A 24,970-nucleotide genomic window follows, 5' to 3' on the forward strand; every position below is an offset into this window, starting at 1 on the left:
CTCCCTAGGGTGAGGTTTGGAGTGCCTGTTGAATTTGCGGAATCGTCACAGCGTACATGCCCCGCAGATCACCAACACGGAAGCCATAGGCGCGATCGCTGGGATATTTTTCTTGAATAAAGGCAGGCCGCCGATTTTTCGCCCCATGACAGGCAAGGCAACTGGCTTGGACATCAATGCGACGGAAGTAGTGCACCCCTGCAGCATCCGTTTGCCAAAAGGCTTGGAGTTGACGATTGTTATCAAAGCGATTGAGGGCTTGCACTTCCAGCGCTGTGCGCGGGGCATGGTTGGGGTTGCGGTACTTGAGGGCTACCTGACGCAGTTGCCAGCCATTGGCAGCAGCAATTTCCTTCGCTTTCTTGCCTACGGGGGCACAAACAGTCTTAAAGGTGTCAAGGGTGGGTTCCGTGGGACTTCCTTCTAAAGTAGAGGCAAGGCCAATGCGCATTTGATCCAACTGTTCAATGGCGGTTACGGCTTTCCCCAGTTCATCGGGATTCACATTGGCCAATGTGGCTGAGGAACTGTTGAGCCATAGACAAACCATCAACAGACCCATGAGAAAGAGGCGCGCCATAAAAATTACTCCTTGTCAGTGTTGTTAACGGTTGCATATCAAACTTTTGCGAACGGTTGCTGCTTGGAAACTAGGGGGGGGTGAAGGGGACGCACAAGGGAAAGGCCAAAGAAGAGCCGCAGTCCCCACTGTTCAAACCAAGGAACACTTAGCCCCCATCGCATTTTCAGCAGGAAGTAGCGCTCAAAGACAGCCTTGACCCAACTCACCCACAATCCTTGAATAGCGTAGGCCAAGCGGCGCTTCTGCCCGAGGGTCTCAGGAATCACAGGAGCGGCAATATAGGCAATACCCGTGTCACCAAAGTCGGCAAAACAGAGGGCATCCAGTGTCGGCACCACAGGGTCAGCGGCTAATTCCCCAAGGGCAACAGCAATATTGTGGCTGACGGCGATCGCCATCTCCTCGGTCATTTGACCCGTCTTGGGCAAGCCCATAGGCACAGGGGTGACTTCTATCGGCGGCAGGTGAACACTAATACCGACCCCATAGATTTCAGGATAGTCGGGGTGCTGAAGGGTGGGCAGCAGGGGCAAAAATCCCTTTTCATTGCCAAGACCCGAGGCACGCACAAAGGCTGGCCCGCGAAAAGGTGGCAAAATCATGCTGTAGCCAAAGGGGATTACCCGTCCATCCCGCAACAAAATCCGATGCGGCTCAATGGCCGTGATCTCGGCATTCGTGATGGTTTCAATGCCCCGCTGTGCAATCAGGTCTAGGGTGAGTTGATCACTGTTGGCCAAGCCGCCAATCCCCAGATGGCCAATGTAGGGTTCAGGAGTAATGAATGTAATCTTGACGCGATCGCGCAACCGATGACGCCGCAGGGCATACTCCGCCAAAAACAGAAATTCATAGGCAGGCCCAAAGCAACTGGCTCCCGGCGCCGCACCCACAACTAAATCCTTGGGGTCTTTGAGGAATGCTTGCCATGCTCGATGGGCGGCAACTGCGTGGGCGGGGGTACACACGGAATAACTGTGAACGCCAAGGCCGGGAATCAAATCGAGGGCGAGTTCTGCCCCTGTGGCAATCACTAAATAGTCGTAGTCAAGGGTTTGCTCAGGCAAATAGACTTTCTTAGCTTTAGGGTCAATCTGCTGAACTTTGCCTTGCACCCATTGCAACCCATGGCGACGGCTCACGATCCCTAGGGGCACTTGCAGGCGTTCGAGGGAATGGTGTCCAAGGGCAACTGCCACTAGTCCCGGAATAAATGTAAAGCGATTCACATCGGAGACCAAGACCACTTGATGGCGATCGCCCAAACGGTGCCTTAATTCGTAGGCTGTAGACAACCCGCCGATGCCTGCCCCAAGGACAACCACCCGTGCCATAACCGTATCCTCTGTAAATTTATCTAATTAACTATATGATAGTATAAGAAGATACAATTGGCTACAGCCGTCTGTGCTAGGGAGAACCCCAGAGTCGCGCTGTATTGATCCTGTGGCCTTGTCGCGGCAGCCGTTGGGACTATACTGGAAAGAACACGACCTGTTGGAAGCCGATCGGATGAACAGTTGCGTCCTCTTTGCAGAAGTGATTCAAGCGCCAGAACTGCGCTACACCCAAGAAAATCAGATGGCGGTGGCCACAATGGTGGTGCAGTTTGCTAGCCTGCGCAGTGAAGAGCCACCCATGAGTTTGCGAACAGTGGCTTGGGGCAATTTGGGGCAAAAAATGCAGGCAGAATGCAAAGTGGGCGATCGCCTGATCCTCGAAGGCCGGCTAAAAATGGACACCATTGACCGCCCCGAAGGTTTCAAAGAAAAACGTGCCGAGTTGGTAGTGAGCCGCTTCTACACCGTTGACGGCAACATTGTGGATCATCCCGCCCAGCCCGCAGCAACCCCAATGGCCACACCCGCAGCCACGGCACCTATGACACCGAAAGTGGCGCCCCCACCCCCCGAACCCGAAGATATTAACCTAGATGAGGTGCCCTTCTAGGGATTGACGCTGATTCGGCTAGCGTTTAGCACGAACACATCATCTCACCCACGTCAGTTTGGGATGAGGAGAACTAGAAAGCCATGGGAGGCTTCTTAGTTTGATGGGCAGAGGTCACAAATGAGATTCACGCAGCAATTCACAGGGCAAGAATTCCCTTCGCATCCCTGTCCGTAGTCAGCCCAACTCAGACCCACCCCTAATCCCTCCCTAGAGGGGGAGTTTTGGGAGCGTTGTCCTTAATCTAGGTTGCGATCGCCTCAAGGACTGCCTCAACATTGTGGCGCACCTCTTCATCTCGAAACCGCAAGAATCGAACCCCTAAGGCTTCAAGCCTTTGCTGACGGTAGCAGTCTTGCTCTTGAGCTTCTTCGCTATCGTGGGATGAGCCATCAACTTCGATCGCTATAGCCATTTCGAAAGGAGATGAGATATTTTCAAGAGGGATAGGCTATACTCAAAGCGTCATGAATGTTACTCAAGAATATGAGCTATAGCTTGGACTGACGAGAGCGGGTTGTCTCCTATATCAAGCAAGGTGGCAAAATCAGTGAAGCGACTCAAATTTTTCAGGTGAGCCGCGCCACCATCCATCGCTGGCTGAAGCGAGGCGACTTAGCCCCCACGGTTGTCCCCCGTCGTCCTTGGAAGCTGGATTGGGCGGCCTTAGCAGCGGATGTTGCTGCCCATCCCGATGACCGTTTAATCGACCGTGCCCAGCGATCGAGTGGAGTCTGAGTATGGGTGGTCAGCGCGAGGCCAACGAATTGATGGAGAGCGAGCGGGGAAGCGTCAGAAAAGAGAGAGTTGAGTCGCAGGACGGTATAGACACCAGAAAGACTTCATAGCGCCGATGCTGTTTTCAGGATATTTGAATGCGTTAGGGTTTGTGAGCTGGCTGAGTCAGTACTGTTTGTCAGCGTTAGAGAAACGTTCGTTGTTGATGATGGATAATGCACCGATTCATCCGAAAGGGGTGATTCAGGCAGTGGTGAAAGCGGCGGGTCACGAGGTGTTATTTTTACCGAAATACTCTCTTGATTTGAATGTGATTGAGCACGACTTTAGTGCGCTGAAGCGAGCGCGGATGTATGCAGGGTTAAACTGTTCTATGGATGAGGTGATTCGCAAGTATTGTGCTAGATGATATCTCATTCTCTATTGGAATAGCTATAAAAGTCGGTTTCATACAGCGTACTCATGGCTGGTGCGCCTCCATCTAGAAATGCAGGCAGGTTATCGCGTTTTTAGGGTGTGCAGAACCTGCTCAATATCAACGATAAAGATCGGGGGTAGCTCCTGATCTTCTTGACTACTGACCATGAGGGAACTGACGCTGTGAATACTCCCCCAGTGGAGATAGTTGCTGGGAATGGGATGAATGGCATCCCGTGGAATGCGCTCAATCACGGGGGGTTCTGTGAGGGGCAGGCCAAGCCATTCCCCTTCTAAGCGAGGCTGGAGAATGAGCAAAAATTTCAGCTTCTGGGTTTCTGAGGTTGAGAGGGGATCATCAAAGAGACAGCAGCCAATATCAATGACTAGAATTTCGTGATTCTCATAGGTGACAAGGCCAATCCCCCGCTGGTGGGGGTCGCCATGAATGGGAGGTAAAGGAATGACCCGATAGGCCTGTGCCATGGGCACGGCAAACTGCTCTTGACGCACGATAAAGGTCAGGAACTGCTCTAAAACAACGGGTTGGCTTTGGCGGCGACGGCGGCTTTTAAGCATGGCGGATCAACTGATCAAGGGTGGCCAAGAGGTCACTTTCGCGGAAGGGTTTGCTAAAGTAGGCGGCTGCCCCTAGGCGTTCTGCAAGCTGGCGATGTTTTTGACCCGTGCGGGAGGTCAGCATCATGACGGGGGTGTTTTGGCACTGGGGAATGCGGCGAATTTGAGTGAGGACGCCAAATCCATCGAGGCGGGGCATTTCAATGTCGCAGATAACAGCGTTGACGTGTAGCCCCCCTTGGAGTTTATCAATGGCTTCCTGACCATCTTTGGCCTGCTCAACCCGATAGCCGGCTTTTTCGAGGGTACTGGCGAGAAAACGCCGCACGTTCACTGAATCATCAACCACAAGGACGGTGTCTTGGCTAGGGGCAACGGGGCTAGCCACAGGGGCATGAGAACTCTCTTGTTCTGACCAATCAAAGAGGGCAAGGGGATCGAGTAGGGGGACAATGCGGCCATTCCCTAAAATTGTGCAGCCACTAAAGCCTTGGGGGAGGGCTAATTCGCCTTCGACTTGGCGAATGGTGACTTCCTGCTCGCTCCAATAGCGATCGCCCCGCAGGGCAAGGGCACTGTCCCCTTGACTGATAATCATCAGGGTTGGCTCGTTAATTGTGGGTGCGCCCTCCATTTCCACAGGACGATAGGGGCGCTGAAAGTGGAAAATCTGGGTGAGGTCAATTAAAGGAATGAGATAGCCTTCCCAGTCAATTAGGGTTGAGCCAAGGGTTTCGATGGGCGGGTAGCGATCGGCCAGCACCATTTCCTCGATTTCTTCGGTGGGTACCGCCAAGAGCATGCCAGCGGCCTCCACCAAGAGCACCCGTACCACTGAGAGGGTGTAGGGAATTGTAATTATAAATCGTGTGCCTTGGCCGGGGGTACTGTGGATCTGGATGTCCCCACGAATTTGCCGCAGATTGGTGCGCACTACATCCATGCCAACACCACGCCCGGAGAGGCTGGTCACCTGTGAGGCCGTTGAAAAGCCCGGCTCAAAAATCAGTTGCCAAAGGTCGCGATCGCTCGCGGTTTCCAACCAGTCCCGGGCTAAGCCCAATCGCCGTGCCGTTTGCCGAATTTTCTCTGGATTTAGGCCTCGGCCATCATCCGCCACAGTAATGACGGTTTGGTTGCCGCGATAGGCCGCCTTTAGGGTAATGGTTCCCGCTGCGGGCTTACCAAGGGCTTGGCGTTCCTCTGCGGGTTCTATTCCGTGATCAAAGGCATTGCGGACAAGGTGCAAGAGGGGATCTGCCAACACACTCAACACCGTGCGGTCAATGAGAACGTGGCTGCCCTCAATCTCTAAGTTGACATTTTTACCATGCTCGCGACTCAATTCGCGGATTAGGCGAGGATAGCGGTTGGCCAGATCCGCAAAGGGGCGCATCCGCACTTGGGTAAACCGAGTTTGAAGTTGCTTGGCGGTGCGGTTAAGATCACGGCCAGTGCGTTCGGTGTCCTCTAGGCTCAATTCCAAATCGCTGGTGATTTCCTGTACTTGGACAATGGTTTCCATCACCTCTTGGGAGAGCAGATGCACATCGGTATAGCGATCGAACTCGAGAACATCGAAGCCATGCTGATTTTGGGGATTAAAGTGATGGGGGGCACTGACACGGTCATACTCTGCGCGCAGACGAAAGTTGGCACGCTCAAGGGCACGCACTTTTTGCTTGAGACCCACTAGCAGATCATGGAGGCGCTCCCGTTGTAAATCCAGACCATTACACTCAATGAGCAATTCCCCCATCAGATCACTCAGTTGATCCAACTGATGCCCCGGCACCCGCACGGTCATTTCCTTGGGTTCTTGGGGCTGGGGAGTTACTGGGGTGGTCTCAGCCTCTGGCGCAGGGGAAGGGGCTGCTGTAGGGGTGGGTGGGGGGGACAATAAATCACCCAAGGAGAAGGCCTCCACTTCAGCACTGGCAAAATCCTCGACCCCTAATTCTTGATTGAGGTTGGCCAGCGGTAAATCAATAATGGTTTGATCCTCGTCATCGGTTTCCGGGATTTCCAAGCGGGTGGGCAGAGCCTCCAGTTGACCAGTAATCACGAGGGCTTGACAGCGGCGCCATTGCTGCACAATGTGGGCACCCGCTTCGCTGACATCACAGTTGGGTTGCTCCAGATAGGCACTGACGGAGGCACAAAACTCAGCAAATTGAGGCAGTTCGAGCATTTGTCCGAGGCCTTCCAGTTCTTGGGCGGCGATCGCCAGCTCCTCCTTGAGGCAGGGTTGGCCGGAGGTTTGCAGAACAGTTTCCAAGCGTTGTAGGCAGGCTTCCACCTCGGTTTCAAAGAGCACCACCCGCATCTGCTGGCCATCATCACCACTGAGGAGCGCCAGATCATCCTCCGCCGTGGGATCTCCCAGCCGTCCCTGCAACTCATCCAAAATTGGCTCGACTTGGGTGCGCCACCAGCCCTCATTGGGGTTAACGCCTTGGCGATGGAGGGTAATGACTGCTTGCAGTTGATCCACTGCTTTGAGCAGGAGGTGTTGCACTTCAACATCGTCGCAGGGGCGCGATTTCAAGACCTTGAAGAAATCCTCAAGGCGATGCGCCAGTTCACTGAGGGACATAAAGCCCATCATCGCTGCCCCCCCTTTAATGGAGTGAGCTGCCCGCAGTACAGCATCAATCACCCTTGGCTGGTGGGAGAGTTCCAGTATCCCTGCTTCAATGGTTTGCAGGTAGTCCTGAGCCTCCTCGAGGAACTGGAGACGAATCGTTTCCTCAACGCCGGGTTCGGGCATGGTTATCCCTCAGCAGTCACCTTAAAGATGTTGACGGAGTTTTGGAGTTCCTGAGCAATGTCCACGGTGGCTTGCAAAGACTCAGAAATCTGCTTGGACGTAGCAGACATCCCCTCAGAGACCTTGGCAAAGTCTTTCATGAGGGTATTGACGGTGTTGGAGGTGCGGGCTTGGGAGACAGTAGCTTGGGAAATGGACTGCACCAGTTCGTCAATGTGCTGTGACACCTGCACAATTTCTTGGAGATTTTGCTTGGTTACCTCCACAAGGCGGGTGCCTTCAACCACCTGAGCCGTACCTGTTTCCATGGCACTCACCACCTCATGAGTTTCCTGCTGAATTGTTTCTACGATTTGCTCAATTTCGCGGGTGGCCGCTGCCGATCGCGCCGCTAGTTCACCCACCTCTTCGGCAACCACAGCAAAGCCGCGGCCTTCTTCACCGGCACGGGCAGCCTCAATACTGGCATTGATGGCCAAGAGGTTGGTTTGTAGGGCAATCTGGTTAATCAGCGAAATCACCTTGGAAATCTGTTGCGAGGATTCGCCCAAGCGTTTCACCTTTTTGGCGGTTTCGGCCACGGTTTCCCGCAGGTGGAGAATGCTATCAACGGTGGCATCCATGGTTTCACCACCGGTCACGGCTCGCTCTGAAGCTTTGCGAGCCACTTCTGCCGCTTCGTTGGCGCTGTTGGCCACGGATTCAATGGAGGTGGACATCGCCTCAACCGCTTCCAGCATCCGCTTCACCTTCTTGGCTTGCCGCAGCGATTCTTCTGCTAACTCTGTCATGGCTGTCTCATCCGCCAAGAGGGCGGTGTTCACTTTTTCCGTGGTGGCTTTCACTTGGACAACCACGTCCCGCAGACTCTCAATGAGGGAGTTGAAGATGTCGGCAACGGTACCAATTTCATCGGCGGTGATGTCGGCCCGTACCGTCAGATCCCCTTGGGAGGCCGCCTCGACTTCGGTGAGCAGGTTAATCAACTGCATTTGAATGCGTTCCGTACGCTGCTGTTGCTCTTGGGCAAGGCGTTCTGCTTCTTTTTGGGCAGCGGTGGTCTGCTCAAGGAATTTGCTGCGCTCAAGCACCAGTCCGGCTTGGTTGGCCAACTGGAGGAAAGCATCAATTTCGGGCTGCTGCCACTGACGCGGCTCACTGCACTGGTGGGCAATTAAAAGCGCGACCAGTTTTTTCTCCACCAACACGGGAACGACTAAGTTGGCTCGCACCTTCAGGGGAGCAAGTTGTTTGAGGTGGCACTCCGTCAGACCAGCATTGAGAATGTCTGCTGTGGCTTGCACGCGCCCTTTGGTGTAGGCATCAACCCAATTTTGACGGAAGCAGGGATCGTCAATCACCTGTTCGAGGGCTTGGGGCCAGCCGACGGCTACAGACTCGGCAACGACTTTGCCGACATAGTTCTCGTCAAATTCATAGAAGATCACGCGATCGCACCCCAAAAGATGGCGCCCCTCATTGACCAGATTATCGAGAATTTGCTGGCGATCGCTCTGCTGGGTCAAACGAAAGACACTATCACGTAACTGTTGGGCGCGTTGGGCAGCCAGTCGAGCTTCTATCAGGGATTGTTCCAACTGTTCTGCCATCTGGTTAATCGTGCGGCTGAGGGTTGCCAGTTCATCATCCCCCTCCACCGGCAGACGGGTTTGGAGATCCCCTTCACCAATTTTCGTCACCGCCTTGGTGGCTCGCAGCAGGGGTTGAATCCCGCGATCGCTGAGGTAGATGGCGATCGCCCCCGCCACAATTGCCGTCACCACCACCCCCGAAAGGAGTGTCCATGTCAGGTTTCGTAGGGGTTTAAGGGCATAGTCTTGGTCGGTGCCGAGGACAATGGAGGCAAAGGGTTGGGAAACAGTGGTGTAGCTGAGAATTTGGGACTCGCCATCAGAGCGGCGCCGTTCTGTCAGCGTACTTGCTGAGGTATTGTCCCTAGACTGAGCCAGTTTGGGAAAGACTTCCTCTAGGGGTTTACCCTGCAATGCTGGAATAGAGGCAGCAAAGATCGTTCCCCCCGGCTCTACGAGGTAAAAACTCTGCTGCTGAGTGCGATCATAGGTTTTCAGAAATTGCTGAATACTGCTTTTGGGTACCCGCAACCGCAGCACCGCTATAATTTGCTGGTTTTGAGGATTAATCAGCGGTACCGCTAAAAACATCCCCAAGGGGCGTTCTGGCAGTGACAGCGTTGGCTCAACGGTTAAAACCGCGCCCCGCGTTTGGATCGCGAGCTTAAAGTACTCTTGATTTTGGAGAATATTGTTGGCGAGACGATTTCCCGCTGAGGATTGAGCAATAACCGTTCCTTGGCCATTGTTGGCAATGATCGCGGCGCTGTCGTAGGCCACGTAAGCATCAAGGAACTGATCGAGAACGGCTTGCAGTTGGGCGCGATCGCGCTGCTGAATTTCACTGCTATAACGATTATTCAAAACCGAAGCCAAGACGCGCGCATCCCCTCGGCGATCGCGCAGATAGTTATCAAATTGGAGCGCAGCGCTACTGGCTTCCTGCTGCTGGAGCTGCAAGACCTGCTCCATCAGTTGTTGACGCGCCACTTCATTTGCCGCCAAGCCCACACCAATCATCGGCAGTGTTGCAAGGGCAACGGCACTGGTAATCAGTTTCGGACGTAAGCCCCAAAATTTGCGGGGTGGGGGGGGTGGGGATGCAGGTTGCTCAGGGGATTTGCCGTTGGTTGTGGCTTTTTTCTCCTCTAGGGGAGGGAGTTGGTAGTTCAATACCGACGGTGGCAAAGGAGGAATATCAAGGGAGGGTTTGGCAGTGGTCATTGTTGGCACATCCTAACAGCATTAACAGCAGTGCTATCCGACATCAACAGCAAGAACACTTGAGCAAGACCTTTCGGCGATCGCTGCCCCATCAAGGATAAAGAACAACTCCTCTCCTAAGCGACAACAGCCTTTGAGGTAGGGAACCAGCGCCGCGCTCACTGTACCCACAGGCGATTGAATGGCTCCCTCGGGAAGACGGACGATCCCCCGTACCTCCTTGAGCGCCAATCCTAGGTATCCCTTGGGGGTGTGCAGCAACGCGATCGTCAACACCGAAATATCCGCATCCAGTGGCTCCAAGTTGAGCAAGTGGGCTAAATCCAGTACCCAAACAATGCGGTTACGAAAGTTCAGCAGTCCCATCACCACTGCGGCCATATTGGGAATCACCGTGAGCTGTTGCGGTGGGATCACCAACACCTGCTGAATCTCAGTCATCGGCAGCAATGCCGTGAATTGGTCGTGGATAACCAAACGCAAATAGGGCGCCCCTTGGGGGCGATCGCGTAGCGTACTCTTTGGGTAATCGCCCCGCCCTTCACCATGATTCAACCAAGGTGCTGCCCCAAGCATCGCTACACCACCACCGACTTCAGTGCCCGCAGTAGATCCTCACGGCTGAAGGGCTTCGTGACATAGGCATCTGCCCCCTGCTTCATTGCCCAAAGGCGGTCTAGCTCTTGGTTTTTCGACGTGCAGACAACAATGGGGAGCTTTTCTGTTTCCGGATTTTTCTTGAGACTGCGGCAGAGTTCAAAGCCGCTCATCCCTGGCATCACCACATCCGTCACCACCACATCGGGCTTGTACTGCGTGACTTTTTCTAGAGCCTCCTTGGCATCGGTGGCCGCAATGACGGTATAGCCAGAGTCCTTAAGAAACGAGGTAATCAGTGCCATTTCCGAGGGGGTATCTTCCACCACTAAAACCGTCGTCATGTCATCTCCCAAATGTCAATTCAAATAATCGATTACTGTCAATATACTGCCCACAGGTTGCCTGTACTACGTCAAGTACTGAAACACCATTTTGAGAAGTTCCGCCTGAGTAAAGGGCTTGGTCATATAGTCCGTCGCTCCCACGAGGCGGGCTTTAGCGCGGTCAATGAGACCCGTGTTACCCGTCACCATAATGATCGGCACTGACTTAAAGCGTTCATGGTTGCGAATGACTTTACAAAACTTATAACCATCAATGTTGGGCATCCCCACGTCCAGCAGGATCAGATCTGGATTGAGGCGCATCACCTCCATCAGGGCTTTTACAGAATCATTGAGGGCAATGACTTCAAAGGCATCATCCGCCAAAAACCGCTTAATTTCATTGAGCATGGTCGGACTATCGTCAATGCAGATGATCCGATAGGTACGGTTTGGCACTTTTGAGGTAAAAAAGCCACTGCCCAAATCGCCACTCTCCTCTGTAACGGTAGGCGTGGTTTCCTGCCACAAACTGGCATCAAAACTGGGCAGCAAATCAAAGGGGTGTTGCGGCTCACGAACGACTACGGCTCCTTTATCAATCAAGGGTAAGAGGCTACGCACCAAGGCAATTTCATTTTGGTTCATGAGCACGGCCAAGTGGCGGAAGCTAAACCCCCGCAACATCGACCCCAAGCGTTGCTGCTGCTCTGGGGTTAAATTGACTTGCGCACCACTAAAGAAGTAGGGGCGCTGAAAAGGCGAGACAATTTTGTGGCCAAGGCTGAGCCACTGCTGAATTCGGGATTTGCACTGCTGAATCAGTCGGGTGGCGTCAAAGCGGCTGACAATTGGCACTTCAACATAGGGCACAAGTTGATGGTGACCGCTCTTGAGATATAAAAACGACTCTAGGACTTCAACGATTAGCCCCTCGACTAGGCGGCTGAAGTGCTCTGGGGTAATGATGTCTTGAGTAAGCAACCAGCGCAGACTCTCATATTCATAGATCGGGGTGGGGGTGTTGGCCTGTTCCCATTGCTGTCGGACTTGGGCACGTAACTCGCGATCGAGGGCAGGAACACTTTGGCTGAGTTGCCGCAAATGGCGCTCAAAGCGATCGCCCGGTTCAATCGTGTGGGTAGCATAGACAATACTTCCCTGATCAAAGTAGAGAAACCACTGCTGCCCTTGAACGCTCACCCTGAAGCAACCTGTGCCTCCTGAAGTGCTGAGTTGCTGGAGTAATCGTTCTGGCTGAAGCGTTTCTGTAAACTGTGGTGTTCCCCCGCCACTAAAACCGCGATCTGATGTCATCATATTTAGCCTCCGAGCTGCTACCCCCACCGAAGTTTCGTCCTACTCCGGCAGCAACCAGCGATATTTGACAATAAAACCAATTGAGATATGGAGCTATCCTTAAGTAAGAGGTGTGCTTAAGAATACCGATGTGTTGATTATATTAAGCAGTGTTGGGGAAAAGATGAAAGAAAACTTCAGAAAAGTTAATGACTTTTACAAAGGATAGTAAAGCAGACCCGTTGTCTCAAAAATAATGATGCCTCTCCTCTCTGAACCATAATTATCTATGACCTCTGCACTTGAAGAAAAGCTACGGACGGCATTCTCACCAGAACAAGCGCACCTACTGGCGGAAGTGATCCGTGAGGCCTATGACGACTTGGTGAAGGCCAAAGACTTTAACGAACTAAAGGCGATTGTCGCGGATCTGGCGCAAGCCCAGAAGCGCACGGAAGAACGGGTGGATCAACTGACTCTCACTGTTGCAGAACTCGCTCAAGCGCAGAAGCGGACGGAAGAACGGGTAGAAGAACTGGCGGCAGCTCAGAAACGAACAGAGGAACGAGTGGATCAACTGGCGGCAGCCCAAGAGCGCACCGAGAGAGCGGTCAAACAACTCGCACGCCAAGTCGGCGGCCTTAGTGAAGCCTTGGGTGGGTCGCTGGAAGACCTCGCCCTTGAGGTGGTGCCAGAGATTCTGGAATATCGCTGGGGCATGGAAATTGAGTTCTGTGACCGCGACACCCTCCCCCTGCGCAATGGGGAGTATGAATTTGATTTAGTGATTCGGGGTCAGGTGGCAGGGCGACCAATCTTGGTACTCGGGGAAGTGAAAAGCAACATCACCGAATCAGAGGTGGAGCGATTTTTGAATCTTGTCGCTCAGGTGGAAGCGCCCGAGGAGATTCGCCCCCTCTTTTTTGGCTATCGCGTTGAGCGTGCAGCTAAAGCGTTGATTCGCAATCGCGACGCGGTAATGGTCACCACACGCGGCAAGTACTTTCCCTAGAATGGGAATATGGCTAATCAGCACTAGCAATGACCTCTGCACTCGAAGAAAAACTACGGACAGCGTTCTCGCCAGAACAGGCGCACCTACTGGCGGAAGTGATCCGTGAGGCCTATGACGACTTGGTGAAGGCCAAAGACTTTAACGAACTAAAGGCGATTGTCGCGGATCTGGCGCAAGCCCAGAAGCGGACGGAAGAACGGGTCGATCAACTGACTGTCACTGTTGCAGAACTGGCCGAAGCCCAGAAGCGCACCGAAGAACGGGTGGATCAACTGACTGTCACTGTTGCAGAACTCGCTGAAGCACAAAAGCGCACCGAAGAACGAGTAGATCAACTGGCGGCAGCCCAAGAGCGCACCGAGAGAGCAGTGAAACAACTTGCACGCCAAGTCGGCGGCCTCAGTGAAGCCCTGGGTGGGTCGCTGGAAGACCTCGCCCTTGAGGTGGTGCCCGAGATTCTGGAATATCGCTGGGGCATGGAAATTGAGTTCTGTGACCGCGACACCCTCCCCCTGGGCAATGGGGAGTATGAATTTGATTTAGTGATTCGGGGTGAGGTGGCAGGGCGACCAATCTTGGTACTCGGGGAAGTGAAAAGTAACATCACCGAATCAGAGGTGGAGCGATTTTTGAATCTTGTCGCTCAGGTGGAAGCGCCTGAGGAGATTCGTCCCCTCTTTTTTGGCTATCGCGTTGAGCGGGCAGCTAAAGCGTTGATTCGCGATCGCGACGCAGTGATGGTCACCACACGTGGTAAATACTTCCCGTAAAAAAAATCCCCCTCCACAGGGGAGAGGGATCTAGGGTGAGGGCAAATTCACCCGCTCTAGAACGTGAAGGTGGTACGAATCACGCCTTGCAGAATCGGCTGACCAGAAATAACCCCACCACCATTAGTATTGTTGGGGTTGATAATCGCTGTGAAGATAGGCGTGATGCTGATGTTGTCACTGATGGGGAATTTGTAAAAGGCCTCAATGTTGACCTGATTGGCATTGTTAATGGGACCAAAACTAGGTGCACTGTTGATAAACGGCGCACCCGCCGCTGCCGCCAGTACTGAACCTGGCACCAGCAAGTCCTTGTAGCCAATACCCGCCATAAAGTTATAGGCCATCATACCAGCGGCAGGGGCACCAAAAATAGAAAACGGTAGGGGCGAAACATTGGGGAAGTAGCCATTGGGAATCCCTGCTACCCCTGCACGGCCAAAGATGCCCAAGCGACCCAGATTAAGCTCAAAGTTGATGCCCCCCGCTTGCGCCTCAATGCCATAGGTTTTGGAGTAGGTACCCTGCAGCTTCACCACATAACTGTTGCGACCATTGCCAAAGGTGTTGGCATACTCCAACTCCAAGGAAGCTTGGTAGGGATCACCCGCAAACCCACCCCCCGGACTTGGAGGGGCAATGCCAGTAGCAGCTCGTCCTGGCTCTGCCGCAAGATACAATGCCCGCACAGTAAAAGGACCTTCATTGGGGTTCCACTGGATAGCAACCCCTGCACCCCCTAGGTAGTTCATGGCGTAGGGCACAATGAAGGGGTTGTTGAGGAAGAAGTAAGTACCAAAGTCACTGGTAGGAGAGTTCGCCCAGCTATTGGTGTCAATGATGTCGCTCGGATAGAACCGTGTCCCTGCAGTAATGGTGATATCTTGGGTGGGCTTAAACGTATAGGCTAAGCGGTATAGCTCCACATTCGGACCAAAGTTCGACCAGTAGTACTGGCTGGGGCTAGCATAAGGAAAAGGTGCTGTGAAAATATCAGTTGTACCCGCTGGATCTAAAGTTGAACTAGTTTGTAACCCAATACCGTAAGTACTAATGGCATCGCGACCGCCATTGCCCGTAGACAGCGTGGTTTGCAGCAAGTCAGTGCCGGTAAAGCTGGTATTCAGGTTCAGCAGAACGGCAGAAATAACGGTGGGATTCGTGCGACCAGGGGCAAGGCCAAATGGACTAGGTGTAACCGAAGGATTTGGACTACTGGGGCGACCACCGTACTGCACCGACATCACCGCCGTACCCGTGAGCTTGGTCGTTGTCGAGAACTGGGTGGCTTCAAGGGCAGCGGTGCGGGCTTCGAGGTTGTCCACGCGACCGCGCAGGGTGGCGAGTTCAGCAGCGAACTCATCCATGAGTCTCTGAAGAGTGGCGAGGTCTTCTTTGGTGGCAAAGCGATCGCTAATCACATCGAGGCAGGCGTTCAATGCTGCTGCCATTTCATAACGGGTGGCGGCACGGTTGCCCCGGAAGGTGCCATCAGGATAACCCGCGATACAGCCATACTTTTCAACCAAGGAGGCGAGGGCTTGGTAGGCCCAGTCGGTGGGACGCACGTCAGACAGTTGCGAGACAGAGGTCACCTGCCCCATGGATTCTTCGTTGGCCAGAAGCTGATTAACAGAGGTAATGGTGCTAGAAGCGTCTGCAATGGTGTTGGGGGCAGGCAGTGCTTCAGAAACTGCGAGATTTTGTGGTTCAGCAGCAATTAGGTTTTCGAAGTTGGCGGGTTCATTGGCGGTAGCAATGTTAGCCCCTGCAACCACACCCAGTAGGCTTAAGCTACCTGCTAACAGGTACGTCTTTTTCACGATGTTACTCCTCACTCACGAGCGTCTAGGTCCGGCAGAGCGATCAATTCATTCTGCTGTCCCCTAGTACTTAGCTTACACAATATGGCTTAAATGTGTTGCAAGCTGATTATGCAAGTTCTGATAGATTCTAAGTGCTTTCCCTTGGATTTGTCAAATAGGTTGTTGTGATTTGTTGACACTGGAATTTCATCCGTCTGGCTGGCGTGGTACGAGCTGCACACAAGGAGCCTTCCTGATAGAGGTCGCGGCAACTAGAGAAGTTCTGTCCGGTCGGTACAATAGAAAGTACAGCCAAGATTTCATAGATGCAATGACCTCTGTCCTTGAAGAAAAGCTGCGGGCGGCGTTTCCTCCCGAACAAGCGCATCTGCTTGCAGAAGTAATCCATGAAGCCTACAACGATTTGGTGAAAGCAAGAGACTTCAATGAGCTGAAGTCCATCGTAGGCGAATTAGCTCAAGCCCAAAAACGCACTGAAGAGCAAGTTGAAGAACTCGCCCAAGCCCAAAAACGCACTGAAGAACGAGTTGAAGAACTTGCCCAAGCTCAAAAACGCACTGAAGAACGAGTGGATCAGCTAGCTGTTGCTGTTGCAGAACTGGCGGAAGCGCAAAAGCACACCGAACGAGCCGTCAAACAACTTGCACGCCAAGTGGGCGGCCTCAGTGAAGCCCTGGGTGGGTCGCTGGAAGACCTCGCCCTTGAGGTGGTGCCCGAGATTCTGGAATATCGCTGGGGCATGGAAATCGAATTTTGTGAGCGGGATACCCTACCCCTACGCAACGGCAGTTATGAGTTTGACTTGGTCATCCGGGGTCAAGTTCATGGAGAGCCGATTCTAGTGCTGGGGGAAGTCAAAAGCAATATCACCGAATCTGAGGTGGAGCGGTTTTTGAATCTGGTGGCTCAAGTGGAAGCGACTGAGGAAATTCGCCCTCTGTTTTTTGGCTATCGCGTTGAGCGGGCAGCCAAGGCGTTGATTCGCGATCGCGGTGCGGTAATGGTCACCACAAGGGGCAAATACTTTCCTGAGTGAATGAAGTACCCATCACGCTTCTTGGGTTGGCGCGGCATCTGCGGCATGGTAGGAGCTACGTACAAGAGGCCCCGATCGCACGTGGGAAAAGCCGAGTTCGCGGGCAATCTTGCCTAGGGTGTTAAATTCTTCAGGTGTCCAATACTTGACCACAGGTAAATGATTCAACGAGGGGGGCAGATATTGTCCCAAGGTCAGGCGATCGCACCCCACGGCTCGCAAATCTTTTAGAGTTTGAATCACCTCTGCCTCGGTTTCTCCCAAGCCCAACATCAAGCCCGACTTGGTGGGAAGGTGGGGATTCAGTTCTTTGACCGTCGCTAAGACCCGCAGGGAACTCTCATAGGTGGCTCCGCGGCGCACCGGGCCTTGCAAGCGGCGCACAGTTTCAAGGTTGTGGTTGTAGCAGGCAGGCTGTGCCGCCACAATTTGGGCAATGCAGTCCCGTTGGGAGACTCGACCCCGATCCATGCGAAAGTCGGGGGTGAGGACTTCAATTTCCGTGCCGGGGCAACGTTGGCGAATCGCCTGCATGGTGACCACAAATTGACCCGCCCCTTGATCGGGTAAGTCATCGCGAGCCACAGAGGTTAAAACCACATAGCGCAATCCTAAGCTGGCAACAGCGGCGGCAATTTTTGCTGGTTCCTCTGGATCAACCGCAGCAGGAGCGTGGCCTTTCTCCACTTGGCAAAAGGCGCAGGCACGGGTACAGGTGGCACCCAAGAGTAAAAAAGTGGCGGTTTTTTGGGCATAGCATTCACCGCGATTGGGACAGCGCCCCTCTTCACAGATGGTGTGGATGCCATAGTGGCGCACGAGGCGTTGAACGGTGGAGAGTTCACTGGCTTTGCCAAGAGGTTTGCGCAGCCACGGCGGCAGAGGTTGGCAGATGGTCATAGAGTGGGGTTAATCCTGAAAATAGGGGAGAGGCGAGCTAGATACAAAACTTGATTAACTATCGAGTCTATTTATTAAGTAACTGTAAATGATCGCTGGGGGTGTGCCTAGGGGGCGATCGCTTCTATGGCAGGATCAATAGCGACGTTACCGCAGGTATGCCACAGAACCTATGAGTGATCAGCCACGCCCAACGGTCATTATTACGGGTGCATCCTCTGGAGTCGGATTGTATGCCACCAAAGCCTTAGCCAATCGGGGCTGGCACGTTGTTATGGCCTGCCGCAATCTTGAAAAAGCAGAGCAAGCCGCCAAAGACTTGCAGATTCCGCCGCAGGCCTACACGATTTTGCATTTGGACTTGTCCTCGTTGGCCAGTGTGCGCGGCTTTGTGGAGTCATTTCGGGCATTGAATCGCCCCTTGCGTGCCCTTGTCTGCAATGCTGCTGTCTATTATCCCCTGCTCAAGGAACCAATCTACAGTGTGGATGGCTATGAAATCAGTGTGGCCACCAATCATTTGGGGCACTTTCTTTTGGCCAACCTCCTCCTCGATGATTTGAAGAAGTCTCCCGAAAGCGATAAGCGCTTGGTGATTCTCGGCACGGTGACGGCCAACCGCAAAGAACTCGGCGGTAAAATTCCCATTCCTGCTCCCCCCGATTTGGGCAACCTCGAAGGCTTTGAAAAGGGCTTCAAGAAACCCATTGCCATGATTAACGGCAAGCCCTTCAAGTCGGGCAAGGCCTACAAAGACAGCAAGCTCTGCAATATGCTGACAACACGGGAACTGCATCGCCGCTTCCATGATTCGACGGGGATTGTCTTTAGCTCCTTGTATCCGGGCTGTGTGGCGGATACCCCCCTGTTTCGCCACCACTTTCCCCTCTTCCAGAAGCTCTTCCCCCTCTTCCAGAAAAACATCACTGGGGGCTATGTCAGTCAAGAACTAGCGGGTGAGCGCGTCGCAATCGTGGTGGCCGATCCAGAGTTTCGCCAGTCGGGGGTGCACTGGAGCTGGGGTAACCGCCAAAAAGAGGGCCGCAAAGCCTTTGTCCAAGAACTCTCGGCAGAGGGTAGTGATGAGCAAAAAGCCCGCCGTCTTTGGGAGTTAAGTGAAAAACTCGTCGGTTTGGCCTAACTGATGCAGCGGTGGTTGCCCCTCGGCGTTAGTCTTGCCCTTGTCATCGAAACGGGGGCGATCGCTCGCCCAGCACCAGAAACAGTGGTGAGCCAGTTTTATCAGTGGTGGGTGCGAAACCAAGATCAAGGCCGCCAACGGCTTAGTCAGCAGCGAGCAGTGTTTACACCCGATCTATACCAGCAGTTGATGCAAGCCTTTCGCAGACAGCCACGGGATGGCGTTTGGCTAGACTTTGATCCCTTTTCCTTTACCCAAGTGAGTACTCAAGGGGTGCAAGTGCGCAATGTCCGGCGATCGCCCAATAATCCCCAAGTGGCGGAAGTGGATATTGAGGTTATGGCAGGTCTGCGGGGGCGATCGGGAACGCCTGTGCCGATTAAAGTACTCCTTCGCCAAGGGAGCGATCGCTGGCAAATTGATAACCTGATCTACTTGAACACGTGGGATAACCTGCGCTGTCTGCTGCGGGACATCAATCGCTAGCGAACCTTAACGTCTTCTTCCATTCCTCTGGCTGAGCTTGCCGCTATGGTGGAAGTGATCCTTGCCATTGCAGGACGGATGTATGTCACAGCAAGATTTTGGCGTCATTGGCCTCGCTGTCATGGGGGAAAACCTTGCCCTCAATGTGGAGCGAAATGGATTCTCCGTGGCGGTTTATAATCGCACCCCCGCCCGCACTGAAGCTTTCATGGCCGAACGAGCCGCCGGCCGTCGCTTCAAGGCCACCTATAGTCTTGAGGAGTTTGTTGCTTCCCTGTCGCGTCCCCGCCGCATTTTGGCGATGGTCAAAGCCGGCAAACCCGTGGATGACCTGATCCAGCAACTCAAGCCACTCCTTGAACCGGGAGACATCCTCATTGATGGTGGCAACTCCCTCTACACGGATACCGAACGCCGCGTTGCTGAAATGGAGGCAGCAGGACTCTGCTTCTTTGGTATGGGGGTCAGCGGTGGTGAAGAAGGTGCCCTCAATGGCCCAAGTCTCATGCCCGGCGGTAGTCGTGAGGCCTACCAAGCCCTCGAACCCATTCTCACTAAAATTGCAGCCCAAGTGGATGATGGCCCCTGTGTCACCTACATTGGGCCGGGGGGGTCGGGGCACTTTGTCAAGATGGTGCACAATGGCATTGAGTATGGTGATATGCAACTCATTGCCGAAGCCTATGACCTGCTGAAAAATCTCCTCGGCCTCAATCACCAGCAACTTCATGAGGTCTTCAAACGCTGGAATGAGACCCCCGAACTCAACTCATTTTTGATTGAAATTACTAGCCAGATTTTCACCTATATTGACCCAGAAACCCATTTGCCCCTTGTGGATGTGATTGTGGATGCGGCAGGTCAAAAGGGAACCGGTCGCTGGACGGTGGAAAGTGCCCTTGAAATGGGGGTGGCCATTCCAACGATTACCGCTGCCGTGAATGCCCGCATCATGTCCTCCATCAAAGCCGAACGGATGGCGGCTGCCCAAGTCCTCCCCGGCCCTGTGGCTCACTTTAGCGGCAATACTGAAGAATTCATCGGCAAAATCCGCGATGCCCTCTACTGCTCGAAAATCTGCTCCTATGCCCAAGGGATGGCGCTGATTGCCAAAGGCTCCCAAGAACTCTTTGATAATCAACTAAACCTTGGCGAAATTGCCCGCATCTGGAAGGGGGGCTGCATTATTCGCGCTGGCTTCCTGAATAAGATCAAGCAGGCCTACAGCGAAAATCCCCAACTGGCCAATTTGCTGCTGGCGCCGGAGTTTCGGCAAACCATCCTCGATAAACAGGCGGCGTGGCGGGAGGTATTGGTGGAGGCGACCCGTGCTGGGATTGCTGTGCCCGCCTTTGGCGCGTCCTTGGAGTACTTCGATAGCTATCGGCGCGATCGCCTGCCGCAAAATCTCACCCAAGCACAGCGGGATTTCTTTGGTGCCCATACCTACGAGCGGATCGATAAACCGGGAACCTTCCATACGGAGTGGGTACCGATTCAGGAGGCAGGAAAAGCATCCGTTTAAGAGGTAGGCAGTAGCGTTGGAGGCGTTGTTCCCCAAGGGGGCAATTCTTTAGCCTATCTTAAGAATTAGGCGAGTGATTTGCTTGCCCGCGATCATCCTGCACTTTGGGGAGGCCAAGAAGCCTTGCATCCGTTTTTACGACTGCTGCACCACAGCCAACGCTACCAACGCCAAGTGGGGCTTGCCTCCCTCTACTCTATCCTCAATAAAATTTTTGATCTCGCTCCCCCCGTTCTGATTGGGATTGCTGTGGATCTGGTGGTGAAGCGGCAGGATTCCCTCTTCGCCCGCTGGGGGCTGGTGACCTTTGAGCAGCAACTGTTGGCCTTGGCCGGCCTATCATTTGTGATCTGGAGCTTGGAGTCCCTCTTTGAGTATGCCTATGCCCGCAGTTGGCGAAACTTAGCGCAGCAGATTCAACACGACCTGCGCCTTGAGACCTATGCCCATGTCCAAGAGATGGATTTGGCGTTTTTTGAAGAACGCAGCAGTGGGGTGTTGCTCTCGATTCTCAATGATGACATTAACCAACTAGAGCGCTTTTTGGATGGTGGTGCCAATGAGGTGTTGCAAGTCACAACCACTGTCTTAGTCATTGGTGGGATTTTCTTTTATTTGGCGCCCAATGTGGCGATCTGGGGGATGCTGCCGATGCCCTTTATTCTCTGGGGATCCGTCATCTTTCAGCGGCGACTCGCCCCTCGCTATGCCGATGTGCGGGAAAAGGCGGGACGCCTCAATGAACGCTTGGCTAACAATATCTCAGGTATTCAAACGATTAAGAGCTTTACTGCCGAGGCTTACGAATTGGAGCGCCTGCGCTGGGATAGTGAAGCCTACCAACAGAGTAATCGCCGCGCCATTCGCCTCAGTGCGGCCTATATTCCCCTGATTCGCTTTGTGATCCTCTTTGGCTTTACGGGAACGTTGGTGCTGGGGGGCTTTGCCGCTTTTCAGGGGCGCTTGGATGTGGGCGCCTACAGCACGATGGTCTATCTGATTCAACGGTTGCTCTGGCCCTTGACCCGTTTGGGGGAAACACTGGATCAGTATCAGCGAGCCATGGCCTCAACGCAGCGGGTGCTGAATTTGCTGGAAACGCCGATCGCGATTTGTACGGGCGATCGCCCCCTTGATCCGCGCCATGTCAAAGGGGAAGTGCGCTTTGAATCCGTCAGCTTTGCCTATGCTGGGCGTGCCCCCGTGCTGAAAAATGTTAGTTTACACGTCCCTGCGGGTCAGACGATCGCCATTGTCGGCTCCACGGGATCCGGCAAAAGTACCCTTGTGAAATTGTTACTGCGGTTCTATGAGATGCAAGAAGGGCGCATTCTCATTGATGGGGTGGATATTCGCGAGTATCGGCTGCGGGACTTGCGCCGTGCCATTGGTTGGGTGAGTCAGGATGTCTTTCTCTTCCACGGCACCGTCTTTGAAAACATTGCCTATGGCAGCCCCCAAGCCACCCCAGCAGACGTTGTGCATGCTGCAAAATTGGCGGAAGCCCATGACTTTATCGAGCAACTGCCCCAAGGGTACGACACGGTGGTGGGGGAGCGGGGGCAAAAACTCTCCGGCGGTCAGCGGCAGCGGCTGGCGATCGCCCGCGCCCTGCTCAAAGATCCACCGATTCTAGTGCTCGATGAAGCCACCTCCGCCGTGGATAACGAAACCGAAGCCGCCATCCAGCGATCGCTAGCCCACATTACGGCACATCGCACGACGATCGCCATTGCCCACCGCCTCTCCACCATTCGCCATGCCGACTGCATCTATGTCCTTGAACACGGTGAAATTGTCGAACAGGGAACCCACGAAGCACTCTTGGCGCAGCAGGGCGTCTATTACGGCCTCTGGCAAGTCCAAGCCGGCCAGCTCCTCCCTGAAGGTTAGGGTGTGAGATTATAGCGTGCCCGCTCCGCCGCTGTTTTCTCGCGATCCAGTTTCAAGATCAGCACCGCCAAGGGGGGCAAGCACAGATCAAGGGAGTAGCGACGGTGGTGGTAGGGCCATTCATCCGCCCATTTACCGCCCAAGTTACCCATATTGCTGCCGCCATACTCGCGGGCATCACTATTAAAGAGTTCACTATAGAAGCCATGCTCTGGGACACCAATGCGGTAGTGGCTATGGGGCTGCGGTGTAAAGTTACAGACGACAACCACAAAATCTTGGTAGTCCTTATCCCAGCGGATAAAGGACACAACGCTATGGCGGTTATCACTACAGTCAATCCACTCAAAGCCCTCCGGTTTGAAATCTTGGGTATAGAGGGCAGGTTGTGAACGGTAGAGGCGATTGAGATCCTCAAAGAAGCGTTTGGTTTGCTGGTGGGGTTCGTATTGCAGCAGGTGCCACTCTAAATCACTCCAGACATTCCACTCGCTCCATTGGGCAAACTCCATCCCCATGAACATTGTTTTCTTACCGGGGTGAGTGAACATGTAGGCAAATAAACAGCGTAGATTCGCAAATTTCTGCCAGCGATCGCCCGGCATTTTGCCAATGATGTGACTCTTGCCGTGCACCACCTCATCATGGGAGAGCGCCAGCATGAAGTTCTCGCTGTGGTGATACCACATACTGAAGGTGACATTGTTTTGGTGGAACTGGCGGAACCAGGGATCCATGCTGAAGTAGTCCAGAATATCGTGCATCCAACCCATATTCCACTTCAGGTTGAAGCCCAGTCCGCCCATGTAGGTCGGCCAAGAGACCATTGGCCAAGCGGTGGATTCCTCAGCGATCGAAAGAATCCCCGGAAAGTAGCTAAAGATCACGTGGTTGACTTGGCGCAGAAAGTTAGCTGCCTCTAAATTTTCCCGTCCGCCGTATTCATTGGGTACCCACTCACCCTCCTTGCGGGCATAGTCAAGATAGAGCATCGAGGCCACGGCATCCACGCGAATACCGTCAATGTGGTACTTGTCAAACCAAAAGAGGGCATTGGCCACCAGAAAATTGCGCACTTCGTGGCGACCATAGTTAAAGACAAGGGTGCCCCATTCCTTGTGTTCGCCCTTGCGCGGATCCGCGTGTTCGTAGAGGTGGGTGCCATCAAAGAAGGCGAGGCCGTGGCCATCCTTGGGAAAGTGCCCCGGTACCCAATCCACAATCACACCAATACCGTTTTGGTGGCACTGATCCACGAAATACATAAAGTCTTGGGGACTGCCATAGCGAGAGGTGGGGGCGTAGTAGCCAGTGACTTGATAACCCCAAGAGCCATCGAAGGGATGCTCAGCAACGGGCAAGAGTTCAATGTGGGTGTAGCCCAATTCCTTGACGTAGGGAATGAGTTTGGCCGCCAATTCGCGATAGGTGAGAAAGCGTGCCCAGGGCTTGAGTTCTGCCACCTGTACGGGTTCTTGGGGTTGGCCATCAGCACCAATGGGCGGATCCTCCATTGAGGCGTGGAGCCACGATCCTAAATGCACCTCAAAGACGGAAATCGGTTGGGTGAGGGGGTCAGTGTGGCGCCGTTTTTCCAACCAGTCGTTATCGCCCCATTCGTAGCTATTGAGGTCGGTGACAATAGAGGCGGTCTTGGGACGCGGTTCTTGGTAAAAGCCGTAGGGATCTGATTTTTCGTAGATGTGGCCGTCTTGATTCTTAATTTCGTACTTATAGTGCTCGCCCACACCCAAGCCGGGGATAAAGAGTTCCCAGATGCCATTGCCACGTCGTGCCATTTGGTGTTTGCGGCCATCCCAGTGGTTAAAGTTGCCAATGACAGAGACATTGCGGGCATTGGGTGCCCAGACGGCAAAATACACCCCTGCAACGCCATCGACTGTGAGCAGGTGTGCCCCGAGTTTTTCATAGATGCGGTGGTGATTGCCCTCGGCAAACAGATGAATATCAAAATCCGTCAGCTTTGAGGAGCGGAAGGCATAGGGGTCGTAGATCACCCGCTCGTGACCATTTTCATAAATTTTCAGTTGATAATTATTCAGTTCCGGCAGAGGAATGCGGCATTCAAAAAAGTGGGGGTGGTGAACCGGCGTCATCGGATATTCTTGCCGCTGCTCTGGACAGAGGACACTCACCCGTTCGGCATTGGGTAAATAGGCGCGTACCGCCCACACGGATTGGCCATTCTCACTGATCTGGTGACAGCCCAAAATTTCAAAGGGATCGTGGTGCTGGTTGGAAACAATGCGGTCAATCTGTTCGGGCGAAACGGTCATATTTTT

The 24,970-nt window shown here is 53.6% G+C and carries 20 protein-coding genes and 1 pseudogene; 9 read left to right on the forward strand and 12 right to left on the reverse strand.

Annotation, left to right across the window (positions count from 1 at the left end; genetic code table 11):
- Positions 1–4: 4 nt before the first annotated feature.
- Positions 5–580, reverse strand: a complete 576-nt coding sequence (locus M0646_RS12850) for a DUF3365 domain-containing protein (RefSeq protein ID WP_286625999.1) — start codon at positions 578–580, stop codon at positions 5–7.
- Between the two features lie 38 nt (positions 581–618).
- Entirely contained in the window at positions 619–1,917 is a 1,299-nt protein-coding gene (locus M0646_RS12855) for an NAD(P)/FAD-dependent oxidoreductase (RefSeq protein ID WP_286626001.1), read from the reverse strand.
- Between the two features lie 178 nt (positions 1,918–2,095).
- Here M0646_RS12855 and M0646_RS12860 point away from each other — a divergent pair, with 178 nt between their 5' ends.
- Entirely contained in the window at positions 2,096–2,533 is a 438-nt protein-coding gene (locus M0646_RS12860; RefSeq protein ID WP_149821863.1) for a single-stranded DNA-binding protein, read from the forward strand.
- A 244-nt stretch (positions 2,534–2,777) separates the two neighbouring features.
- On the opposite strand, the gene M0646_RS12865 is transcribed toward M0646_RS12860, so the two are convergent.
- Positions 2,778–2,948 (reverse strand): endonuclease domain-containing protein, encoded by a 171-nt coding sequence (locus tag M0646_RS12865; protein WP_286649726.1) that lies wholly within the window; start codon positions 2,946–2,948, stop codon positions 2,778–2,780.
- A 113-nt stretch (positions 2,949–3,061) separates the two neighbouring features.
- Between M0646_RS12865 and M0646_RS12870 the strand changes: the two are divergent.
- Positions 3,062–3,680: pseudogene (locus tag M0646_RS12870) on the forward strand (transposase).
- 89 nt (positions 3,681–3,769) lie between these two features.
- Here M0646_RS12870 and M0646_RS12875 read toward each other — a convergent pair.
- The 6 genes from M0646_RS12875 to M0646_RS12900 form a co-directional block, all read right to left on the reverse strand.
- Positions 3,770–4,267: a chemotaxis protein CheW gene (locus tag M0646_RS12875; RefSeq protein WP_149821472.1), complete on the reverse strand. Its 498-nt coding sequence runs from the start codon at positions 4,265–4,267 to the stop codon at positions 3,770–3,772.
- The gene (locus M0646_RS12880; protein ID WP_286649727.1) at positions 4,260–7,037 is read right to left on the reverse strand and encodes a hybrid sensor histidine kinase/response regulator; all 2,778 of its coding nucleotides are present in this window, start codon (positions 7,035–7,037) and stop codon (positions 4,260–4,262) included. The genes M0646_RS12875 and M0646_RS12880 overlap by 8 nt, the downstream gene beginning before the upstream one ends.
- Before the next feature lie 2 nt (positions 7,038–7,039).
- The gene (locus M0646_RS12885; protein ID WP_286649728.1) at positions 7,040–9,853 is read right to left on the reverse strand and encodes a methyl-accepting chemotaxis protein; all 2,814 of its coding nucleotides are present in this window, start codon (positions 9,851–9,853) and stop codon (positions 7,040–7,042) included.
- Between the two features lie 33 nt (positions 9,854–9,886).
- Entirely contained in the window at positions 9,887–10,429 is a 543-nt protein-coding gene (locus M0646_RS12890; RefSeq protein WP_286626005.1) for a chemotaxis protein CheW, read from the reverse strand.
- A gap of 2 nt (positions 10,430–10,431) precedes the next feature.
- Entirely contained in the window at positions 10,432–10,794 is a 363-nt protein-coding gene (locus tag M0646_RS12895; RefSeq protein ID WP_149821479.1) for a PleD family two-component system response regulator, read from the reverse strand.
- 66 nt (positions 10,795–10,860) lie between these two features.
- Positions 10,861–12,096: a response regulator gene (locus M0646_RS12900; RefSeq protein ID WP_149821481.1), complete on the reverse strand. Its 1,236-nt coding sequence runs from the start codon at positions 12,094–12,096 to the stop codon at positions 10,861–10,863.
- A 268-nt stretch (positions 12,097–12,364) separates the two neighbouring features.
- On the opposite strand from M0646_RS12900, the gene M0646_RS12905 reads away from it, so the two are divergent.
- On the forward strand, positions 12,365–13,087 hold the full coding sequence (locus tag M0646_RS12905; protein WP_286649729.1) for a hypothetical protein: 723 nt from the start codon (positions 12,365–12,367) through the stop codon (positions 13,085–13,087).
- A 29-nt stretch (positions 13,088–13,116) separates the two neighbouring features.
- A complete protein-coding gene (locus M0646_RS12910; protein WP_286626009.1) occupies positions 13,117–13,860 on the forward strand; it encodes a hypothetical protein in 744 nt (247 codons plus the stop codon).
- 56 nt (positions 13,861–13,916) lie between these two features.
- Here the strand turns inward: M0646_RS12910 and M0646_RS12915 are convergent, their stop codons facing one another.
- Positions 13,917–15,683 (reverse strand): iron uptake porin, encoded by a 1,767-nt coding sequence (locus tag M0646_RS12915; protein ID WP_286649730.1) that lies wholly within the window; start codon positions 15,681–15,683, stop codon positions 13,917–13,919.
- Between the two features lie 313 nt (positions 15,684–15,996).
- Between M0646_RS12915 and M0646_RS12920 the strand changes: the two genes are divergently transcribed.
- On the forward strand, positions 15,997–16,722 hold the full coding sequence (locus tag M0646_RS12920; protein ID WP_286649731.1) for a hypothetical protein: 726 nt from the start codon (positions 15,997–15,999) through the stop codon (positions 16,720–16,722).
- Positions 16,723–16,734: 12 nt separating this feature from the next.
- Here the strand turns inward: M0646_RS12920 and lipA are convergent, their stop codons facing one another.
- Positions 16,735–17,622: a lipoyl synthase gene (lipA, locus tag M0646_RS12925; RefSeq protein WP_286649732.1), complete on the reverse strand. Its 888-nt coding sequence runs from the start codon at positions 17,620–17,622 to the stop codon at positions 16,735–16,737.
- Positions 17,623–17,794: 172 nt separating this feature from the next.
- Between lipA and M0646_RS12930 the strand changes: the two genes are divergently transcribed.
- The 4 genes from M0646_RS12930 to M0646_RS12945 all read left to right on the forward strand — a co-directional run bounded on the left by M0646_RS12930 (position 17,795) and on the right by M0646_RS12945 (position 22,667).
- The gene (locus tag M0646_RS12930; protein WP_286649733.1) at positions 17,795–18,763 is read left to right on the forward strand and encodes a protochlorophyllide reductase; all 969 of its coding nucleotides are present in this window, start codon (positions 17,795–17,797) and stop codon (positions 18,761–18,763) included.
- 3 nt (positions 18,764–18,766) lie between these two features.
- Positions 18,767–19,249, forward strand: coding sequence for a DUF3828 domain-containing protein (locus M0646_RS12935; protein ID WP_149821495.1), 483 nt, complete (start codon positions 18,767–18,769; stop codon positions 19,247–19,249).
- Positions 19,250–19,331: 82 nt separating this feature from the next.
- Positions 19,332–20,774 carry an NADP-dependent phosphogluconate dehydrogenase gene (gndA, locus tag M0646_RS12940; RefSeq protein WP_149821498.1) on the forward strand — a complete coding sequence of 481 codons (1,443 nt, stop codon included), beginning with the start codon at positions 19,332–19,334 and terminating at the stop codon, positions 20,772–20,774.
- A 78-nt stretch (positions 20,775–20,852) separates the two neighbouring features.
- Positions 20,853–22,667 (forward strand): ABC transporter ATP-binding protein, encoded by a 1,815-nt coding sequence (locus M0646_RS12945; protein WP_286649734.1) that lies wholly within the window; start codon positions 20,853–20,855, stop codon positions 22,665–22,667.
- Here M0646_RS12945 and glgB read toward each other — a convergent pair.
- Positions 22,664–24,964 (reverse strand): 1,4-alpha-glucan branching enzyme, encoded by a 2,301-nt coding sequence (glgB, locus tag M0646_RS12950; RefSeq protein WP_149821502.1) that lies wholly within the window; start codon positions 24,962–24,964, stop codon positions 22,664–22,666. The two genes, M0646_RS12945 and glgB, sit on opposite strands and share 4 nt — an antisense overlap.
- Positions 24,965–24,970: the final 6 nt, after the last annotated feature.

Source organism: Thermosynechococcus sp. B3 (genome assembly GCF_030323045.1).
Lineage (GTDB): Bacteria > Cyanobacteriota > Cyanobacteriia > Thermosynechococcales > Thermosynechococcaceae > Thermosynechococcus.